The 20,793-nt window shown below is 33.3% G+C and carries 18 protein-coding genes; 9 read left to right on the top strand and 9 right to left on the bottom strand.

Annotation, left to right across the window (positions count from 1 at the left end; genetic code table 11):
• Positions 1-83 precede the first annotated feature (83 nt).
• The 4 genes from mutY to gldD are packed head-to-tail and all read left to right on the top strand — an operon-like array spanning position 84 to position 3,488.
• A complete protein-coding gene (gene mutY, locus DMA14_RS19120) occupies positions 84-1,130 on the top strand; it encodes an A/G-specific adenine glycosylase (protein ID WP_111426132.1) in 1,047 nt (348 codons plus the stop codon).
• 36 nt (positions 1,131-1,166) lie between these two features.
• The gene (locus DMA14_RS19125) at positions 1,167-1,604 is read left to right on the top strand and encodes a single-stranded DNA-binding protein (RefSeq protein ID WP_095928033.1); all 438 of its coding nucleotides are present in this window, start codon (positions 1,167-1,169) and stop codon (positions 1,602-1,604) included.
• Positions 1,605-1,630: 26 nt separating this feature from the next.
• Positions 1,631-2,935, top strand: coding sequence for a gliding motility-associated protein GldE (locus DMA14_RS19130; RefSeq protein WP_111426133.1), 1,305 nt, complete (start codon positions 1,631-1,633; stop codon positions 2,933-2,935).
• Positions 2,928-3,488, top strand: coding sequence for a gliding motility lipoprotein GldD (gene gldD, locus DMA14_RS19135; RefSeq protein ID WP_111426134.1), 561 nt, complete (start codon positions 2,928-2,930; stop codon positions 3,486-3,488). Before DMA14_RS19130 ends, gldD begins: the two co-directional genes overlap by 8 nt.
• A gap of 56 nt (positions 3,489-3,544) precedes the next feature.
• Here gldD and DMA14_RS19140 read toward each other — a convergent pair whose 3' ends face one another.
• Complete coding sequence (locus tag DMA14_RS19140; protein ID WP_111426135.1) at positions 3,545-3,982, bottom strand: RDD family protein; 438 nt, start codon at positions 3,980-3,982, stop codon at positions 3,545-3,547.
• Between the two features lie 704 nt (positions 3,983-4,686).
• Positions 4,687-5,064: a heavy-metal-associated domain-containing protein gene (locus tag DMA14_RS19150; RefSeq protein ID WP_111426137.1), complete on the bottom strand. Its 378-nt coding sequence runs from the start codon at positions 5,062-5,064 to the stop codon at positions 4,687-4,689.
• A gap of 102 nt (positions 5,065-5,166) precedes the next feature.
• Between DMA14_RS19150 and DMA14_RS19155 the strand changes: the two genes are divergently transcribed.
• Entirely contained in the window at positions 5,167-6,033 is an 867-nt protein-coding gene (locus DMA14_RS19155; protein ID WP_111426138.1) for a DMT family transporter, read from the top strand.
• A 186-nt stretch (positions 6,034-6,219) separates the two neighbouring features.
• Here the strand turns inward: DMA14_RS19155 and DMA14_RS19160 are convergent, their stop codons facing one another.
• Entirely contained in the window at positions 6,220-8,268 is a 2,049-nt protein-coding gene (locus DMA14_RS19160; protein WP_203418338.1) for a M16 family metallopeptidase, read from the bottom strand.
• Between the two features lie 12 nt (positions 8,269-8,280).
• On the bottom strand, positions 8,281-9,603 hold the full coding sequence (locus DMA14_RS19165) for a M16 family metallopeptidase (RefSeq protein WP_111426140.1): 1,323 nt from the start codon (positions 9,601-9,603) through the stop codon (positions 8,281-8,283).
• A 273-nt stretch (positions 9,604-9,876) separates the two neighbouring features.
• On the opposite strand from DMA14_RS19165, the gene rplU reads away from it, so the two are divergent.
• From rplU to DMA14_RS19180, 3 genes are all read left to right on the top strand, one after another.
• Positions 9,877-10,320 carry a 50S ribosomal protein L21 gene (rplU, locus tag DMA14_RS19170; RefSeq protein WP_008466656.1) on the top strand — a complete coding sequence of 148 codons (444 nt, stop codon included), beginning with the start codon at positions 9,877-9,879 and terminating at the stop codon, positions 10,318-10,320.
• 24 nt (positions 10,321-10,344) lie between these two features.
• Positions 10,345-10,605 carry a 50S ribosomal protein L27 gene (rpmA, locus tag DMA14_RS19175; RefSeq protein ID WP_012023622.1) on the top strand — a complete coding sequence of 87 codons (261 nt, stop codon included), beginning with the start codon at positions 10,345-10,347 and terminating at the stop codon, positions 10,603-10,605.
• Positions 10,606-10,744: 139 nt separating this feature from the next.
• Positions 10,745-12,040, top strand: a complete 1,296-nt coding sequence (locus DMA14_RS19180) for a hypothetical protein (protein WP_238990008.1) — start codon at positions 10,745-10,747, stop codon at positions 12,038-12,040.
• Positions 12,041-12,148: 108 nt separating this feature from the next.
• Here DMA14_RS19180 and DMA14_RS19185 read toward each other — a convergent pair whose 3' ends face one another.
• Together DMA14_RS19185 and miaE are read right to left on the bottom strand one after the other, a co-directional pair.
• Positions 12,149-14,911, bottom strand: a complete 2,763-nt coding sequence (locus tag DMA14_RS19185; protein WP_111426142.1) for an AsmA-like C-terminal region-containing protein — start codon at positions 14,909-14,911, stop codon at positions 12,149-12,151.
• A gap of 51 nt (positions 14,912-14,962) precedes the next feature.
• The gene (gene miaE, locus DMA14_RS19190) at positions 14,963-15,544 is read right to left on the bottom strand and encodes a tRNA-(ms[2]io[6]A)-hydroxylase (protein ID WP_111379367.1); all 582 of its coding nucleotides are present in this window, start codon (positions 15,542-15,544) and stop codon (positions 14,963-14,965) included.
• Between the two features lie 113 nt (positions 15,545-15,657).
• Here miaE and DMA14_RS19195 point away from each other — a divergent pair, with 113 nt between their 5' ends.
• Positions 15,658-16,899 carry a glycosyltransferase family 4 protein gene (locus DMA14_RS19195; protein ID WP_111426143.1) on the top strand — a complete coding sequence of 414 codons (1,242 nt, stop codon included), beginning with the start codon at positions 15,658-15,660 and terminating at the stop codon, positions 16,897-16,899.
• A gap of 83 nt (positions 16,900-16,982) precedes the next feature.
• Here DMA14_RS19195 and DMA14_RS19200 read toward each other — a convergent pair whose 3' ends face one another.
• The 3 genes from DMA14_RS19200 to DMA14_RS19210 all read right to left on the bottom strand — a co-directional run bounded on the left by DMA14_RS19200 (position 16,983) and on the right by DMA14_RS19210 (position 20,744).
• The gene (locus tag DMA14_RS19200) at positions 16,983-17,861 is read right to left on the bottom strand and encodes a helix-turn-helix domain-containing protein (protein WP_111426144.1); all 879 of its coding nucleotides are present in this window, start codon (positions 17,859-17,861) and stop codon (positions 16,983-16,985) included.
• A 95-nt stretch (positions 17,862-17,956) separates the two neighbouring features.
• Positions 17,957-18,487: a carboxymuconolactone decarboxylase family protein gene (locus DMA14_RS19205; protein WP_111426145.1), complete on the bottom strand. Its 531-nt coding sequence runs from the start codon at positions 18,485-18,487 to the stop codon at positions 17,957-17,959.
• Positions 18,488-18,896: 409 nt separating this feature from the next.
• Complete coding sequence (locus DMA14_RS19210; protein WP_111426146.1) at positions 18,897-20,744, bottom strand: hydrolase/aminopeptidase; 1,848 nt, start codon at positions 20,742-20,744, stop codon at positions 18,897-18,899.
• Positions 20,745-20,793: the final 49 nt, after the last annotated feature.

The following is a 20,793-nucleotide window of genomic DNA, read 5'->3' on the forward strand; positions in this document are numbered from 1 at the left end:
GGAATTAAAAAAATAATTAATCAAGCTAATTCGTTAAATTTTAATTACATAAACATTTACTTTTGCAATCTAAGTATTTTGCAATGGATTTTCATAACATATTGATAAAATGGTATTTACAGAATAAACGTGATTTACCGTGGCGAAAAACGGTCGATCCGTACCAAATTTGGCTCTCAGAAATTATGCTTCAGCAGACCAGAGTTGTGCAAGGAATGCCTTACTTTTTCTCATTTACCAAGGAATTTCCTACTGTAAAACATTTGGCCGATGCTCCCGAAGAGAAGGTTTTGAAACTTTGGCAAGGTTTAGGGTATTATTCTCGTGCTCGAAATCTTCATAAAACGGCTCAATATATAAGTAATGATTTAAATGGAGTTTTTCCAGATTCTTATAAAGAGCTTCTAAAACTTAAAGGAGTAGGTGAGTACACGGCAGCAGCAATAGCTTCTTTTTCGTATAACGAACCGGTTCCTGTTGTTGATGGAAATGTCTTTCGCGTATTATCTCGTTATCTTGATGTAGAATCGGATATTGCGCTTCCTGCAACAAAAAAAGAATTTACGGCTTTGGCACAGGAATTAATGCCGAAAGATAATCCGGCTCTTTTTAATCAAGCTATAATGGAGTTTGGAGCGTTGCAGTGCGTTCCTAAAAGTCCCGATTGTTCTGTTTGTGTTTTTAACGAAAGTTGCGCTGCATTGCAAAAAGGAAAGGTAAATATGCTTCCGGTAAAATCTAAAAAACTTAAAGTAACCAATCGTTACTTTAATTATTTGATCTTGGAAGATGTTTTGGGAAATACATTAATTCAGAAAAGAACTCAAAAAGGAATCTGGCATAATTTATATGAGTTTCCGTTGTTGGAAATGGAATCAATTGTTGGTTTTAATGAAGTTTCCGAAAAAGCAAAAGAAGAAATTTTTTCAGAATATACTATTATAAGTATAGAAGATTGCAGTGAATCGACTATTGTACATAAGCTTTCGCATCAGCATCTGCACATTCAATTCTGGAAAATTAAAGTACAGGAGAAAATCGAAAACGGAATAGATTCACAAAAAATAAAAACTTTTCCTTTTCCTATTGTGATATATAATTTTATAGAAAAGCAAGAAATAAATTGCTAAAAAAATGTATCTTTGGGAGAAATACTACCAAAAACTATGAACGGAACATTAAATAAAGTGATGCTTATTGGCCATTTGGGCGATGATGTAAAGATGCATTATTTTGATGGAGGAAACTGCATCGGACGTTTTCAATTGGCTACCAATGAGGTGTATATCAATAAAACAACCAATGAAAAGATTACCTCTACAGAATGGCATAATTTGGTTGTGCGTAATAAAGCCGCAGAGATTTGCGAAAAATATCTTTCTAAAGGAGATAAAATTTATGTCGAGGGAAGAATAAAATCTCGTCAGTGGCAGACAGAAGATGGAACTACAAAATATACAACCGAAATTCAGGTTACAGAGTTTACTTTTCTGACTACCAAAAAAGAAACTGCCTATACAAAACAAAACCAGGATACAGAGTCGGCAAAAAACACTAACTTTGATGCTCCTGAAGGGCTTCCTATTAATGATCTGCCCTTCTAAGTGATGTTTAACTAATTTTATGCAATTTGGACCCAGAGCCCAGTTTACTTTTTTCTAACAATCTTGACGCCAATCTAATTATTGGTTTCGTCGGAATATTTATTTTGTTATTTCTTTCAGCAATCGTTTCTGGTGCTGAAGTTGCTCTTTTTTCTTTATCACAGCAAGATATAGACAATTCTTTAAACGATAATCCTGCAAAAGGAAAAATTATTTCAAATTTATTAGAAAAGCCTAAAAAGCTTCTCGCAACTTTATTAGTCGCCAATAATTTCTTTAATATTGGTGTAGTAATCCTCTTTGCTTATCTAGGACAGAATATTTTTGCTAATGTAGGTTCTCCAGCTTTTAAATTTACGCTCGAAGTAATTCTGGTTACTTTCCTGATTTTATTATTTGGCGAAGTGCTCCCTAAAGTTTATGCAAGTAGAAATAGTGTTCGATTTGCTAAACGTGTCGCTTATCCGCTGGCATTTTTAGATAAAGTGCTTTCTCCGATCAGTTTGCCAATGCGTGCTGTTACGATATATTTTCAAAATAAATTAGGAAAGCAAAAAAGTAACTTTTCTGTCAATCAACTTTCTCAGGCATTGGAACTTACAGATTCGGAAGGAACTTCGACAGAAGAGCAAAAAATTTTGGAAGGAATTGTTTCTTTCGGAAATACCGATACAAAGCAGGTAATGAGCCCGAGAATTGATATTTTTGCATTGGAAATATCAGAAACATTCGCAGAAATTTATCCTAAAATAATAGAAACAGGTTTTTCTAGAATTCCAGTTTATAGAGATAATATTGATCAGATAGAAGGCGTGCTTTTCGTAAAAGATCTATTGCCTCATATTGACAAAGAAGAATTTGATTGGACGTCTTTGATTAGAGAAGCGTTTTTTGTTCCTGAGAATAAAAAGCTGGATAATTTATTGAAGGATTTTCAGAGCTTAAAAAGCCACCTTGCAATCGTAGTTGATGAATATGGTGGAACCTCTGGATTGGTTTCTTTAGAAGATGTTATCGAGGAAATTGTCGGAGATATTAGTGATGAATTTGATGATGAAAATCTGAATTTCTCGCAAATAGATGAAAATAATTTTCTTTTTGAAGGAAAAATAAATCTGAAAGATTTCTACAGAATTGTAGACGTTGACGAAGATGTTTTTGAAGCCCACAAAGGAGAAGCCGAAACATTAGCCGGATTTATTCTGGAGATTTTAGGCAATTTCCCTAAAAAAGATCAAAAAGTGCCTTTTGAAAACTGTATTTTCACTGTAGAAACAGTAGACAAAAAGCGTGTAAAACAAATAAAAGTAACCATAAATAAAAATGCTTAATAAAATACTTTCAATAACAGCAATTTTGCTTGCGCTAACGGTTATAAGCTGTAAAAATGATGTTCTGCCTAAACCAGCGAGTTTCCTGCGATTAGATTATCCAGAGGCAAAATATGTGAATTTTGAAAACACTTGTCCTTTCACTTTTCAAATGAATGAAGACGCTATTATAAAAGGAGAAAAAGAATGCGGTTTTGCCATCACGTATCCAAAGATGAAAGCGACCATTTATTTGACGTACAAGCCAGTAAACGGCAATATTGATAAATTACTACGTGACGCTCAAAAACTAACGTACGAGCACGTTATTAAAGCCGACGATATTCTAGAACAGCCGTATTTAAATCCAGAAAAAAAGGTTTACGGAATGTTTTATCAAGTAGATGGAAATGCAGCGACAAATTCTCAGTTCTACGTTACCGACAGTACAAAACACTTTTTAATTGGTTCGGTGTATTTTTACGCAAAACCAAATTTTGATTCGATTATGCCAGCTGCGAGTTATGTTAAGAATGATATGCAAAGGTTGATGGAGACGTTGAAATGGAAATAAATAACAAAAAAAGCGTTCAATTGAACGCCTTTTTTTGTTATAATAAGTACTTGAGCTTATTTGGGTAGTGGATGCAAACTCATTTTGTCTGTTTTTTCAATTATTATTCCTGAAATTAAATCTCCTAGTTTCTGATTCTTTTTTGTAAAAATGATAGAAAGGATATAAATGAATGGGCAAATCATTTCCAAAGGATCAAACAATCTCCTTAAAATTAATTTGAAATACTTTTTATATCCTTTGATTTGATTATCGTTCTCAAATTGTATTTCAAATTTAAATAGATATTTCCCTAATGTTTTATTGAATAGGATATCTTGAATGATAAGTATGGAGTAAAATAGCAGAATAAATACCCCTGTAGAAATATAATTCTTACCATCTGTAGACTTATATTCGAAAAACGGACCGATTATTTCTGTTATTAAAGCAAAAAAAAGCACATCAATTGTTGCAGCTAGCGGTCTTTTTATGAAATAATTTATTTTTGGCATTTATCTTATTTCGGTGTTTTTCTTATTAGTTTTTTCAATTGTTTTTTTTTTAACAAATATAAAATAAAAAAGGCGCTCAAATTTGAACGTCAATCGCTCAGATTTATCTCCGTAACGATAGCGCGGATTTGCAATCCGTATCCTCTTGCTGGCGCGAGCGTCTCGCTCGTGTATGCTCAAAGATTTGATAGTTGTTTCAGTTTATAAATTATCTGTAACTGTATTACAAAACTAACTAGAAAAATGAATTTCAAAAAGATCTTTCTCTCGATTATAGAAACTATTACGGTATTAAAGGTATTGAAAGATTGCTTTTTTGCTATTTCACGAATTAGCATTTTATTGAAAAAATAGAAAAATATTAGTATATAGCTAAAGAAGAATATACGATTAAATTGAGATCTCGTTATTTGGGGTGTAATAAACTCGAACTCATGTAATAAAATTATAACTACAAATATCGATGTTATGAAGAAGTGAAAAAGCGGTTTTAGTTCTAACACTTTATTTAAATACATATAAATATAAATATAAATGTTTAGTGACAAGAAAAAAAGCATGTAAATATAGTTGAGCATGTAGATTAAGAAGCCTTTAAGTTTTTTAATTTTTAACAAATATAAATTTAAAATCTAAAGGCTTTTAATGCCTGTAATAAAAAAAGGAATCCAATTGGATTCCTTTTTTTATGAAATAGTTCGGTATTAAGACTTAAAATTCGAAACTTTATATGTTTTTCCGTCTCCAGTTTCTTGAACCACTTTTGTCAAAGATTCTGAATTTTGGATTGTTTTATCAAAACTTACCGTTGCAGTTTTTTTGTCAAAATCAACTGTTGCTTTTTCAACTCCATCAAGGTTTGCTAATTCTTCTTCGATGGTTTTAGCGCAACCAACAGCACAAGTCATTCCTTCAATTGTAAAACTTGCAGTTTGAAGATTTTCAGCAGCGATTGGTTTGTGTTCTTTTGGAGCACTTTTTTCTGCATTTACCACTTCAAGACTTTTGTCTTCTGCTTTTTTGCAGCCAACGAACACTAAACCAGCGATTGCTGTAGCGATTAAGATTTTTGAAATTTTCATTATATATTAAATTTTAGATTGCTACTTACTTGTTTGCAAAATTAATAAAAAGAGAGAGGTCAGTTCGTAAAATAATTACAAATTTGCAGTAAAATGTAATTTATGGAAACAAAACAGTTAAAGTGGATTTACTTAACTATTCTTTCTCTCATCTGGGGAAGCTCTTTTATTCTGATAAAAAAAGGATTGGTTGGTTTAAGTGCTGTTCAGGTAGGATCGTTCCGAATTATTTTTGCTGCTTTGTTTTTGCTGATTGTAGGTTTTAATAGTCTGAAAAAGATTTCGCGACGCCAATGGAAATTTGTTGCCATAACTTCACTTTTCGGAACTTTTATGCCAGCATATCTTTTTGCAATTGCAGAAACTCAAGTAAATAGTTCTATTGTGGCGATTTTAAATTCGCTAACTCCTTTAAATACTTTAGTTTTAGGAATTATAGCATTTGGGATTCAGTTTCAAAAACGACAAGTTTTAGGAGTTTTTGTTGGACTTGTGGGCTGTCTGCTTTTGGTTTTAAGCGGAGATTCTGCAAGTGGAACGCAAAACTATTTATATGTTTTATTGGTGGTTATAGCAACGCTTAGTTATGCGATCAACGTAAATCTGATTAAAAAATATCTTCACGATTTAAATTCTGTAAGTATCACAACAGGAAATTTTGCGGTTTTACTTTTACCTGCATTAATCATTTTAAGTACAACCGATATTAGCCAGAAAATACATTTTGCAGAAACACAGCATTCTATACTTTTTGTTGCTATTTTAGGTATTCTAGGAACAGGAATTGCAAACATTCTGTTCTTTAAACTGATTCAAATGTCATCGCCTGTTTTTGCAACTTCAGTGACGTATTTAATTCCAATTGTGGCATTCTTCTGGGGATTATTAGATAACGAATTCCTGACGCCAATTCAGTCTGTTGGCGCTTTTATTATTTTGATTGGGGTTTATTTGTCGGCTAAGAAGTGATTTTTTTGAGTTATGAATTATGAGTTATAAGTTATGAATGGCCTTTGACTCAGCTCAATTTGACAAAGCCTAGTAAATAAAAAAGCTTTGTCAAAGTTTCAAACTTTGACAAAGCTCTTAAGAATTTTATTTTTAAAGACTCAGACAAAACCTTTGTTGCTTTGAGCCTTTGCAACTTTGAACCTTCTATAAAAAATCTTTCTCAGAAACTCCTTCGTTAATTTTGATGTCAGACATTTTGATATCCAATTCAAAACCAACATTCTGAACTAAGTTAAAAGGAACTTTAACGCCTTTTACTTCTTTGTAATCATTGAAATTAGTGATTTGTTCAACTGATTTTCCAGCTTGTTCGCGAACTTTAGATTCGGCAGTTTTTAAGCCCGATTTAACATCGTAATAATATTTTGTTTTACCGTCTTTAATTACGTAAGCATCGCTTCCATTGATTGGTTCGATTCCTTCTACTTTTAGATCGGTTCTTTTTACAAGCTGTAATTCTTCAAATGGGGCTGCATTAGCTTTCATTTCGGCTAAATCTTCACCTTCAAGGTTTTTTCTCTGGCCTTGTTGTTCAACGTAAGCGCCTTTTTCATTAACTACCTGTTTCATTAAATTCATTGTTCCCATAGAAAGCGAAACCATCATTTTTCCTTTTGAATCTAATTTAGAGGTAAAAGTCAATGGAGTAGGAGCTTGCGGAATCGTTGTTGAGCCATTCATATATAATGTTTTTACGGCTGTAACTGCTTGTTCTCCACCAATAGCTTTAATATAGTTTTCGAAAACTGTTTTTGCACTAATATCTTTTGGCGCTTCTTTTTTTGTTGAAGGTTTTTCAACTGGATTTCCGTATTTGTCAAAATATGAAATCGGAATCTGCAGTTTTTCTAAACCAGGAAGCACATCAGAACCTTTTCCGACAATAACAATTCGCATATTGTCCAATAAAAAGTATTTGTTGGCAACACGATAAATATCGTCAGCCGTAACATTATTGATGGTTTGAATATATTTTTCGTAGAAATCAGCAGGAAGTTTTTCTGTTTCAATGTTTAGAGCATAACGTGCAACGGCCTGAGGTTTTTCAACCTGCATTACAAATCTTCCAATATAACCTGCTTTTACATTTCTTAAAACTTCTGGATCAACTCTTTCAGTTCTAATTCGTTTAATTTCTTTTACAAATTGTACAACTGCACTGTCTGTAACGGTATTTCTAACAGCCGAAGAGGCTTTAAATTTAGTTACGTATTTTCCGCTTCCAATGCTTGAATTTGCACCGTAAGTCCACGCGTGCTGTTCACGAAGATTCATGTTTAAATAACTATTAAAATCGCCTCCCAAAATTTGATTAGCAATAACTGCTGGGAAAAAATCTGGATCGCTCATTTTTAAATTAATAGTATTTACTAATGAAATTTCAGATTGAACCGCATTTGGAACGTCAACAAAATCTATTTGTAAGTTTGAAACATTCGTTGGATTTGGATAAGTATTTTTTGGTGCTGTCTGTTTTTTCCATCCGCTGAATAATTTTTCAACAGCCGTTTTTACACCTTTAAATTTTACATCGCCAATTACTACTAAATAGGCATTTTCTGGGACAAAATAAGTGTTGTAATTGTTTTGAACGTCTACAAGTGTTACATTTTTTACAGTCTCTTCAGAAAGATATTCTCCGTTAGGATGATTTTTTCCAAAAGCTAAAACATCAACCACTCTGTTTGAAATCGCAGGAACGCTTTTTTCGTCTGCTTTAAGGCCTTCCAAAAGCTTTGCTTTTTCTTTGTCAAATTCTGTTTGAGTAAAATTTGGCTGTAAAGCACCTTCTGCCAAAAGTTCTAAAACACGTCCTGAATATTTGGATAATGTACTGGCATAAGCACCTTGAGAAGTGAAATTTATATTAGCTCCATAAAAATCAATTTCCTCGTTAAAAGCTTCTTTGGTTGTTTTTTTAGTTCCATTTCCAATTAAACTGCTGGTCAATTCGTCAACTCCTTTTTTGTTGCCTTCAGTAAATGGAGCATTATCCAAAGTAAGTGTGTAGCTCACTCTAGGTAATTTGTGGTTTTCAACAACTAAAACTTTCATACCGTTCGATAAAACAAAGGTCTGCGGTTTTTTGATGTTGACTACTGGGGCATTTCCTGGTTTGGGTTGTGGACGATCTTGTGCTTGCATAATTCCAGTTAGGAAAGTAAGGATTAAAAAAGTATATATTTTTTTCATGATTCGATATTCTTAGTTTTGAGATTTGGCTGTCGGAATATAATCTAAAATCAAACGCTGATTCGGGTTCAAATACTTCTTGGCAACCTCTCTAATTTCTTCTCTTGTGATAGAATGATAAATGTCGATTTCGGTATTGATCAAATTAACATCGCCATAAAGTAAATAATACGAAGCCAGATTTTCTGCAATTCCTTCTACACTTGCATTGGCATTTACGTAATTGTTATCGAATTTATTCTGTAATTTTTCATAATCTTTTTCAGAAATAAGATCAGTTTGAATTTTTACAATTTCCTCATCCATCTCCTTTAAAATATCATTAATTGTGTATGGTGCCATTGGGAGACCGTAAAGAATATACGTTCCGTAATCTTCTTGGCTAAATCCAACAGCGCCAATCTGTAATGCCATTTTTTTGTCGTCAACTATTTTTTTATAAAGTTTAGAGCTTTTTCCGTCACTTAAATAAGAAGAAATTAAGTCTAAAACTCTAGCATCTCTTGTTTTCATTGAAGGCGTTCTGTACGAAGCAACAATCATTGGAATCTGAATGTTCGGATCTTCGTAAGTTGCTTTAATTGGCTGTGTGATTGGGTCTTCAGTGTAAGTTTGTTTTTTAACTTCTTCACCTCTCGGAATCGGTCCAAAATATTTCTGAATCCATTCTTTTGTTTTTGTCTTTTCGAAATCTCCAGCAACAACCAAAACGGCATTGTTTGGCGTATAGAATTTTTTATTGAATGCCTGAAATTCCTCAAGAGTTGCAGCGTCCAAATCTTTCATAGAACCAATAGTTGTCCATCTGTAAGGGTGGTTTTTGAACATGTTTTTCTTAACCTCAGGAAGAATATTTCCGTATGGCTGATTATCGTAACGCATTCTTTTCTCTTCTTTTACGACTTCATTTTGAGTGTCAACTCCAATTTTATTGATGATAGGATGCATTAATCTCTCAGATTCCATCCATAAACCAAGCTCTAGGCTGTTAGAAGGAAAAACTTCGTAATAATATGTTCTGTCGTCGGATGTGTTGGCATTGTTCACTCCTCCGTTTGCCGTAACAATTTTCATCCATTCTCCGCGCTTAATATTTTGAGTTCCTTCAAATAATAAGTGCTCAAAGAAGTGCGCAAAACCTGTTCGGTCAGGACGTTCGTCTTTTGACCCAACATGATACATTACCGAAGTGATAACAACTGGAGCAGATGGATCATTGTGTAAAATGACATGTAGCCCATTGTCTAAGTCGTATTCTTCAAAAGCTACTTTTTGGGCATGAGCCACTCCGCCAAGCATTAATGCAGCACTTAACATCATTATTGATTTTTTCATAAAGATTAATAATTTTAAAATATCAACAATAGTAGGTAGACAAGAGTTGATTTTGGTTACATCAAAAATAGTTTTTTTTAGTTACGTATTACAGATTTGTTTTCAAATAAATGATATTTTAACAATCTTTTACTTTAAATTATTTTAATTTTCTTAGTAGAAGTGCTTGAAAAACAAGGTCTTTTCAGGTAAAAATATTTTTGCTTTTATTGGTTGCATAGTAAATTATTAGTTGTATATTTGCAACCTTAAAATTCAATAAATCAATTTGATATGTATGCAATCGTAGAGATAGCAGGGCAACAATTTAAAGTAAGCAAAGACTTAAAGGTTTATGTTCACCGTTTAGCTAACGAAGAAGGTTCAAAAGTTTCTTTTGACAAAGTTCTTTTATTAGATGACAATGGAAATGTAACTTTAGGCGCCCCAGCTATAGAAGGTGCTTCAGTAGAAGCTAAAGTGTTACAACACTTAAAAGGAGATAAAGTTATCGTTTTCAAAAAGAAAAGAAGAAAAGGATACAAAAAAAGAAATGGTCACAGACAATATCTTACTCAAATTGTAATTGAAGGTATTACTGCAGCAGGAGGAACAAAAAAAGCAGCAGCTAAAAAAGCAGTTGTAGCAGAAGATGCAGCAGCTACTGAAGAAGTAGAAGCAGCTCCAAAAGCAAAAAAAGCAGCTCCAAAAGCAAAAAAAGAGACTACTAAAGAATAATAACAATATTTAAACTCATACGTCATGGCTCACAAGAAAGGTGTCGGTAGTTCGAAGAATGGTAGAGAATCAGAATCAAAACGTCTAGGCGTTAAGATTTATGGTGGTCAAGCTGCTATTGCTGGAAACATCATCGTTAGACAAAGAGGTTCAAAACACAATCCAGGTGAAAACGTTTACATTAGTAAAGATCACACTCTTCACGCAAGAGTTGCTGGAGTTGTTAAGTTCCAAAAGAAAAGAGATAACAAATCTTATGTATCTATTATTCCATTCGAGGCATAATAATCATAGATTACTTTTTATAGAAAACCCGTTCTGAAAAGAGCGGGTTTTTTATTTTTAGCTAAAAGCGGTTTAGTGAAAAAATACATTTGCAAGGCTTAGGATAATTAGATATCTTCAATTCTTTAAATAGTATAAGTTGAAAAAAATAGTCTTATTTGCCCTTTTGTTCTGTATAAGTACTTATGGTAAAGTTGTATCAGATAGTGTTGCCATTCATTTGAGTGCGCTAAACAATAAGCAGAAAATTGTTTTATATGAATTTGAGGTTCTAAAAAATAATGGTTTCAATACAGATAAGTTTTGGAATGCGCATAAAAAAGAATTCCCTAGTTTAAGTAATAATCTGAGAGACGAATTGGCAAAAGAGGCTTTTCTAAATTCAGATATTGTTTACACTCCCAAAAAAGATTCTGCTGTGCAATTGTGGATGCAGACGCAATTGCTGACCAATTGGATGTTTTATCTTTCTGCCTTTATTGCTATTTGCGCTGTCGTTGCTTTGTTCAAAAGGTATTGGAGTTTGCTTATTCAGTTTTTAGTTCGTCATGTTGCTCCAGTATTAAAAATTTTGTTTTCACCAGTTCTATTAACTCTTGAATTACTTTTAATTGGTTCGGCATGCATCATTTGTGGCTGTATGGTTGAAGAATTTGTGCTTCGAACTGTAATTATACATTTAGGTTTGTTTTTATTATGGAGCCAATCTACCGCTTTATTTACAAAAGAATATTGGATTAAAAAATATGTTTATGAAATAGAAAATAACTTTTGGGGCAGAGATTCTTGGGAAACTATAAAAACAATATGTTTTCCAGCTTTTATAATTACAATTGCGCTTTTATATGTGCTGTATAAAGTTCCTGCCGATGTTTTTTATAATTATGAAGTAGTTTTGTCGGGAATCGCCTCGGTTTATGCTTTGCCTTTCTGGCGTTCTTTAGAAAAGTATATTTATCCTGCTTTATTTCCTTTTTATAAAGAAGATTATAGAGATAGAAGCATTAATTCTCTAGCGGCGTGCACTGTTGTTGCGGTTGTTGTCACAATAGTTTTTACGCTGCAAGAAAACCTTATTTTTTATAATATTATTTCGGCTTTAATAAGTTTATTGATTTTGTCATTTTTAGTTTTATCGTTAAAAATGAATCACAAACATAGTTCAAGAAACTATTATTTTATACAATTTGTTACATTCCTTTTTCTTAGCGCTGTTTTTATATATGGTTTTAATCTTCAATTAAACGAAGTAATCTGGTTTGCAATTATAGGATCAACTTTTTATGTAATAATAAAGTATATGGAGATTTTTTCTTTTTTTTCGGATTGGAAAAGAGGAAAAGGTTGGGCTTGGAAACTGCTTGGTTTAGCTTTGTTGTTATGGTTGATGGGTAAGGGAATTTTGTTTGTTTCAAAGCAAATATTTGCAATTTGATTATCTGAAAAAGAAAAAACCTTTGTCAAAGTTTTAAACTTTGACAAAGGTTAATATGTAGAGATCTAGTTTGGAATTTGGAATTTTGTTGATTGGAATTTAAAATTTTTATTCCTCAGAATCCTTAGTTTCTTCCAAATCTTCTGTTTTCTTGCCTACTTTAACTTTAGGGTTATCTTGTGTTCCAGTTACAGTCAATGGAATTCCGAAAATACCAAAAGGAGGAAGTCCCAAACGCATTTTTAAGTTCAGTTTTCCGTCTAAACTTGTTGTTCCTTCAATTCTTGGTCTAAAGCCTGCAAACTTAAATTTAAAGCGCTCTACAGTTATGATATTGTTCTTAACTGTCGTTTTGATATCAACTTTAGAAAGATCTGGGTTTTTCATTGACTCAGAATTGGTTTGCTTGCTTACAGCATTAAACATTTTCAAACCTCTCACTTTTACATCTTTTACAGAAAGAGTTCCGCCTCCAACAAGCGAAGGATAAACAGGATCCATATTTCCGTTTAAACGGCCTTTTAACTGATAATCTAAAGAAACAATTCCTTGTGCTTTCTCTGCCGCACTTGCCATTTTTCTGAAAACTTCGACTTCGTTATATGCTCTCTTGATGTCAAAATCTGTCGCTTTTATGGCATAATCAAAATTGGCTTTCTGTGGGCTCACAGCTTGGTAATTGGCATTCATTGAAACGTTGCATCCAATTAAATTAAAACCAGTATTTTGCATGGTTAATTTGCCGTTTTTCATCGATAAATTTCCAGTTGCGTTCTGAAGATTTAATTTGTCAAAATTTACTTTTTGTGCATTTGCAGTTAATTGTAAATTTAAATTGGTTGGAATAATAATAACGCCAGTCTGAGTGTTTTCAGATGGTTTTGTTTCGGTTTTAGGAGCAGAACTCTGTGTTACAGGAGTATTTGGGTCAACGCTAGACATGAATTCGTCAACATTGATATATCGCGAAGTAACTTTAAAAGAACCTTTTAAAACGCCCGTATTAGTCATTGCATAATTGAAAACGTTCTGTAAATAACCATTCATTTTAAAATCTGACTGTCCGTATGCAGCAAGGAAATTATTGAACGACATTTTATCCTGATTGATTTTGAAAATGCCTTCTTTGATAATGAATTTCTTCGGAAGGTATTCAGAAGCAATTCCGATATTTCTTAATTCGAGCGTTCCTTTGTTGTTTAATTTGCTGTAATTTCCTTTTTCAGCATCGCTTTGTTTTCCTTTTAAAGACACGTCAGCTTTTACAAAACCGTCAAGATCAAGGCCTTTTTGGGAGAAAACTCTATAAATTCTGCTAATATCCAATTCACCTTTAGCTTTTACATCATAACTCAAATCATCAAAATTGCTTAAATCGGCTTGAACAAAAACAGGTTTTCCTTCAAAAGTAAATTGCGTTGGCTGTAAGTTTACTTTCAGATCGGCAAATGTCCCTTTCTGGTTTTCGATTTTCGATTTAATCGTAATATCGGTAATTGGATTTGGATAGTATGGTGTTTTTAAATATCCGTTATCCAAATTAAGAACTCCGTTTGTAACAGGAAAACGCTTGTTCTTTTGGTCAAATACACCGTTTGCTTTTACATCACCAGCTAGAATTCCTTTTAATTCAATATCAGGGATTCCTAGTGCTTTCATTAATTTTTCAAGATCGATTTTGGCTTTAAAATCAGCATTAATATCTGGTGTATTTACACCTTTAACTAAGAATTTTGATTTTAAATAATCTTGATTGATGTTTAGTGATAAGTTTTTTGCATCAACAATTACCAAATCTGGATTTAGAGACGGAACAGTTGTTTTAACATCTAAATTTAAGTTTGAAACCGGAAATGCGCTTTTGTTATAATTAACAAAACCGTCAGTTACTTTTACATCTAAATCTAAATTAGGAGCGATATTTTCAGAAGCAATATATTTTCCTTTTAAAGTCAGTAGTAGATTTGTATTTCCTTTTAGTTCTGTTTTAGAAAGCCATGTAATATATTTTGGTGGTAAGGCTGTAAAAACATCATACAGTTTACTGTTGTCAGATTTAATGACAAAATCCATATGATAACCGTCCTTCAAAAAATCAAATTTTCCTTTAAAATCGACCAAAAGCTGATTGATTTTTAAGTTATTCTGTTGGAAAAAGAAAGAAAGTGAGTTTATGTTTACTTTTGTAATCAAATCGGCATCAACCTTTTTATTCATTAAATACGGTTCATCTTCGTAAACAATATTTAATTTTTCGATGTTTGCTTTAGAGTATAAATCAAAGACAGCTTTGTTTAAATCTCCTTTTCCTAAATAATTAAAACCGAATGCGTCAAAATGAACTTTAGTCGATTTGTCATCATAAACAATTTTACTGTTTAAAATTTCGATTCGTTCTAGTTTTAGTGCTGTGTCGCTGCTGTCTTTAGCTTTAGAAGTCTGTTCCTGCGATTTGTAAATGTTGTAATTCGCTTCTCCTTCTGGATTTACTTTTACGTTTATAAAAGAATCCGATAAATAAATCTGATCAATTTTTACCGATTTGCTGAAAATCAAACTCGCCACATTTATTCCGAAAGAAACCTCTTTTGCAGTAATGAATTTTTCGTTCGTATACGGAGCCGAACCATTCAGACTTAGGTTGTCTAAGGTTAAAGTAAGTGAAGGGAAATGGTGAAAAAACGACACCGAAACATCAGAATAATTCAACTCTGCACTTAGCCTTTCGTTGGCCGTTTTCTTTATTTGCTCTTTAATCTGATCCTCAAAGACGATAGGCGTTAAAAATAATAATCCTATGATAACTGCGAAAGTTATTCCGGTATACTTCGCAATTTTAAAAACGATTGATCTGGATTTACTTTTCTCCATAGCAAAATGTGATTTTTAAGTGTAAAAGATAGAGTTGAAAAAGAGCGTAATTTATCCGTGAACGGTTTCTTGTTTACCATAATTGGTAATGATAGAACCTTCATATTCAATCCATTCCTTCCAGCGTTTATCGATATCGATATTGTCTTGATATTTTCTGGCAAATCCTAAAAAAGTAGTGTAATGACCTGCTTCGGAAATCATTAAATCGCGGTAGAATTTAGCTAATTCCTCATCTTTTATATTTTCTGAAAGCACTTTAAAACGTTCGCAGCTTCTAGCTTCAATCATTGCAGAAAACAATAATCGGTCGCAAAGAGCATCTCTTCTGCTGCCATCTTTTTTCATGAATTTAAAAAGTTCATTTACATAATGATCTTTTCGTTCACGACCTAAAGTAAGTCCGCGTTGTTTGATAATGTTGTGAACCATCTGAAAATGTTCCAGTTCTTCTCTGGCAATTTCAAGCATTTCGGTTACCAATTCTTCAATTTCAGAGTTATAAGTGACGATACTAATCGCGTTTGAAGCCGCTTTTTGCTCGCACCAGGCATGATCCGTTAAAATTTCTTCGATATTTGACTCAACGATATTTACCCAGCGAGGGTCTGTAGCTAATTTTAATCCCAACATAATTTCCCAGCATTTAGATTTTGCAAAATTAGTGTTTTTTTGCGACCGAATTTCAGGAAATTGGGTGCAAATCCGCGGAAAAAAGCATTATTTTGTAATGTGAAACAAAGTTTATGAAACAAATCAAAAAACTTTTAATAATTGGGTTTGTCTGGCCCGAGCCAAAGTCTTCTGCTGCAGGCGGAAGAATGATGCAATTGATTTCTATTTTCAAGGAAAATGGATTTGAAATTACATTTGCAAGCGCGGCTCAGGACAGCGATTTTATGGTTGATTTGTCTGAATTTGGAGTAATAAAAAAAAGTATCGAACTTAATTCTTCAAGTTTTGATGATTTTGTAGCCGAATTAAATCCAGATGTTGTCTTGTTTGATCGATTCATGATCGAAGAGCAGTTTGGTTGGCGAGTAATTGAAAAATGTCCGAAGGCGATTCGAATTTTAGATACCGAAGATCTACATTGCTTAAGAACAGCAAGGCAAAAAGCTTTCAAAGAAAACCGCATTTTTGAGTTAGAAGATTTATTGTCAGAAGAAGTGGCAAAACGCGAAATTGCTAGTATTTTACGTTGCGATTTATCTTTGATTATTTCTGAATTTGAAATGAATATTCTGAAAGATGTTTTCAAAATTAATCAAGATTTACTTTTTTATCTTCCTTTTTTGATTGATGAAATGAAAGAAGAAGATTTGCTAGAATTGCCTTCTTTTGAAAACCGAAATGATTTTGTTTTTATTGGGAATTTTCTTCATGAACCCAATTGGAATACCGTTCAATACCTGAAAGAAGCTATTTGGCCTTCTATAAAAAAAGATTTTCCAGAAGCAGTTTTGAAGGTTTATGGTGCTTATCCTTCACAGAAAGTATTGCAGTTGCACCAGCCTAAAAACGGTTTTTATATTATGGGTAGAGCAGAAGATGCCAATGAAATAGTGAAAAATGCAAAAATAGTTTTAGCACCAATACGCTTTGGAGCAGGTTTGAAAGGGAAATTACTGGAAGCCATGCAGTGTGGAACGCCAAGCATAACTACTTCTGTTGGTTCTGAAGCTATGTATGCAAATTTGCCTTGGAATGGTTTTATTGAAGATGATTCAGCAGAATTTGCTAAAAAAGCAATTGCGCTTTATCAAGATGAAGATCTTTGGAAAGAAGCTCAAAAAAGCGGAATTGAAATCATAAATAAATGCTATCAAAAAAAGGATTATTCGGAGAAATTAATTTCATTGACAAGCTCCCTTTTGATTGATTCGAAAAGCCATCGTCTTCATAATTTTATGGGGAATTTGCTACAACATCACGCTTTTAAAAGCACAATGTATATGTCTAAATGGATTGAAGCTAAGAATAAGTAAATTAGCTTTTAGTCGCAGTTTTCAGTCACAGTTTTCAGTAATTATAAATCTGAAAACTGTGACTGAAAACTGAAAACTCTAAACTAGGCTTCCATTTTGCCAAAACCAACAGTTTCACGATACATTTGAGGCGAAACATCAGCATGGGTTTTAAAGAAACGACTGAAATAATGTTCGTCATCATAACCTAATTCGTAGGCAATCTCTTTTACCGTTTTGTTGGTTAAATAAAGTTCTCTTTTGGCTTCAATAATGATTCTTTCCGAAATTAAATCGGTCAAAGTTTTATTGAAATAATTCTTAGACAATTTTGCCAAAGCTTTCGGAGAAATATTCAGCAATTCTGCATAATTGCCAGCTGAATGTTTGGTTTTAAAATTCAATTCAATTGCATCTTTCAAGCTTTGAAGAATTAAAGGTTCTTTTGAATCTGGAACCGATTTCATTTCTTCTAATTGTTCTGTTTTTAATCTTGAAGCCGTAATTAAAAAAATCTTCAAATAAGAAATCAGTAGTTCATATTGTGCCAATTCAGCATTTTGAATTTCGGTTTTCATTTGATCAATAACCATATTAAAAGTCTGCGAAGCGTGTTCTGTAACCTGAACATAAGGAGGCTGGTAGATGTTATTGAACAACACGCCGTTGCAAGAAACTTCTTTTTGGTGCATGTGAATGCAGTAAAAATCGGGATGAAAGTGAATTGCAATTCCCTCAATCGGTTCGTTTACGCAAAGCATAAAAGGCTGATAAGGCGAAAAGGCGAGGAGCGAGTTTTCTTTAAAATGATGTTCTGCAAAATCAGCTTTTACTTTGCCTTTTCCTTTAGTTACCCAAATTAATGAGTAGTAATTGTTGCGCTGTAAATGATCAAAATGGCTGTTGTCGTCAAAAGAAAGAATTTTAAAAGCCAAATTACCGTTTTGCGGATTGATTAAAGTAAAAACATTTTGAGAACTCATGATTTTTGTTTTTAAAAGTATAAAGATAGCTATGAAATAAATCCACAGCTATTTTTATAAATCGTTTTTTGTTATAGTGAATATGTAGATTTTGATTAAACTGCAGGAAAGTCAATTTCAGTATTTGCTGCATTATTAAAGTAGTTTGTTAAAACGTTTAACGCTACATGGCCAATAGTCTCTGCGATTTCAGCATCTGAAACTCCTGCGTTTTTGGCTTTATTTACATCTTCGTCATTTACTAAACCGCCTTTGCTGATTAATGTTTTAGCCAATTGTAAAATTGCTTCTGTTTTCGTATCATCAGAGTTTCCAGATCTTGCTGCTTTTAAAACTGCTGGGTCTGCTTTTACCAATTTTTCTCCAATAAAAGTGTGGGCCGCTAAACAGTAATCGCAAGAGTTGCTTTCTGAAACTGCTAAAGCGATTAATTCACCTGTTTTTGCACTTAGTTTTCCGTGGCTTAATGCACCGCTTAAATTCAAATATCCTTCAAGAACCGCAGGAGAATTTCCCATTGTTCTCATCATGTTTGGTACAACGCCTAATTTTGCCTGAACTGCATTGAATAAATCTTTAGTTTTTCCTGTTACTTCTTCTGGGTTTAAAGCTGTTAATCGTGTCATTTTATTTAATTTTTAAAGTTGTTATTTGTTGTTGTCTTTTGACATTACAAAGTTGCAACGATTACAATTTTTAAAACATGGAGAAAGTACGCTATGTGATGGATAATTTTCCCTGATCGATTTTTAGGAGCTAATCCCGCTATCCGTTGCAATCTTTTGTGCCGAACCCCGGCACAAAAGGATTTCCACTTCTATCGGTGCTAGAACCCTCGTTTTCATAAGATTGTTTTCGTTTAGTTTGTCATCGTGATGAAGGAAGGATTGCACACGAAACTCGACAAAGATTAAGGAATTGCTTTGCGGAATTTCTAGTGTGATTCCTCGTTCCTCGGAATGACAAATATTGCGAATAAAAAAAGAGGCTGTTCTTTAAGGACAGCCTCTTTTTAAAATTATATTCTTGAAAAAACTATTTCAAAACACTTGCAGCATCCTGAATAGTTGTTGCGTGATAACCAGATTTAGCTTTATCAAAAACTCTTTTAGCCCAAACTTTTCCTTCTGGAGTTTTAACCATTTCTTTATAAAGCATCATGATAGAACCGGTTCTGCTGCTTCCAATTAGAAATTGTTCAATTGCAGGATTTGCAGCTTTATATTGATGGCGAATTGCTTGAACAAACCATTGACGCTTAATAATGAAATTACCGCCCTTGGTAAAGTTGAATTCTTTATCAATCGCTTCCATTTCTTTTACGGTAATATCAGCTGGAAGATGATCTATAAAATGCTGTTTTTCGGCAGTTGTAGTGATTTTTTTGCTTAAACCTGCAACGCCAGTTTCTCTCCAGCTTTTTTGGATAGCATCAATAGCATCAAAATCTGCTGAGCTAACAGGAACAATGTTTGACGGAATTCCCGGTTTGTAAATCCAGTTGTCTAATTGGATTTTATCTGCTAAAGCTTTGTCTCCTTTGATAAGATTTTCGTTTAAATACTTTACAAAATCTTCTGTTGTGATAGATTGGAAAGCATGAGAATCGAAATAATTCTTTATAAACGGATCAAATTTATCGCGACCAACAGCATTTTCAATAACTCTTAAAAAAGAATATCCTTTTACATAAGGAATCATGCTGATTCCGTCGTCAGGATTTCTTCCTGTCAAACTAACTTTTAATCTTGTATCAGGACTTGTGTCTCCATATTCCGCAACATTATCAACCAATTCTTTGTTGGTAATAACATTTTGCATGTCAAATTCTTTTTTACCGAAAATAGCTTCTCCAATTCTGTGCTCAACATAAGTAGTAAAACCTTCGTTTAACCAAATATCATCCCAAGTTGCATTTGTAACTAAGTTTCCGCTCCAGCTGTGTCCTAATTCGTGTGCTAGTAAACTTGTAAGTGAACGATCTCCGGCAAGTACTCCTGGAGTCAAGAAAGTTAAATTTGGATTTTCCATTCCACCATAAGGGAAACTTGGCGGTAAAACTAAAACATCATAACGTCCCCATCTGTATGGTCCGTATAGTTTTTCTGCTGCATTTACCATTTTACCAAGTTCGGCAAATTCGTACGCCGCGCTTTTTAGAACAGATGGTTCTGCATAAACTCCAGTTCTGTTATCGATTGCTTGAAATTCAATATCTCCAACCGCAATTGCCATTAAATAAGAAGGAATTGCTTTGTCTTGTTTGAAAGTATAAACTCCAGTGTCGTTTTTCTTCTGCGGATTTACAGCACTCATAACGGCTAATAAATCTTTAGGAACTGTAACTTTTGCATTATAAGTAAAACGAATGCCTGGCGAATCCTGACATGGAATCCAAGTTCTAGACCAAACACTTTCGCCTTGAGAGAAAACAAAAGGTTTCTTTTTGTCTGCAGTTTGTTCTGGTTTTAGCCATTGCAAAGCAACTCCGTCTTTAGTGGTGTTGTAGTAAATGTTTACTTTGGTTGTGTTTGGCTCAATTGTAATATGAAGTGGTTTTCCGTGAAATTCTGTGTCTTTTCCGAGCTCGAATTTGGTTTCTTTCTCGTCGTCACCTAAAGTTACTTTTGTAATGTTTAAAGTGTTTTCGTCGAAAATAATTTCGTTTCCTTTACTGATGTTGTCAATTGTCCAAGATGCTTTTCCAGAAATAGTTTGTGTGTCAAAATCAACTTTGATGTCAAGATCAAGATGCTTTGCAACAGCAAGTTCTGGTTTAGAGTAACTGTGTTCGTCTGTAACAGCAGCTGTTTTTTCTGTTTGCTCTTTTTTCTGGCAGGCAATTGCTGTCAGAAATAAAGCGACAAGAATTAGTTTCTTCATTTTGTGAGGTTTTGAATTTGAGCATGAAAATTAAACAAAAAATCCCGTT

The sequence above is a fragment of the Flavobacterium sharifuzzamanii genome, from assembly GCF_003254585.1.
GTDB classification, from domain to species: Bacteria; Bacteroidota; Bacteroidia; order Flavobacteriales; family Flavobacteriaceae; genus Flavobacterium; species Flavobacterium sharifuzzamanii.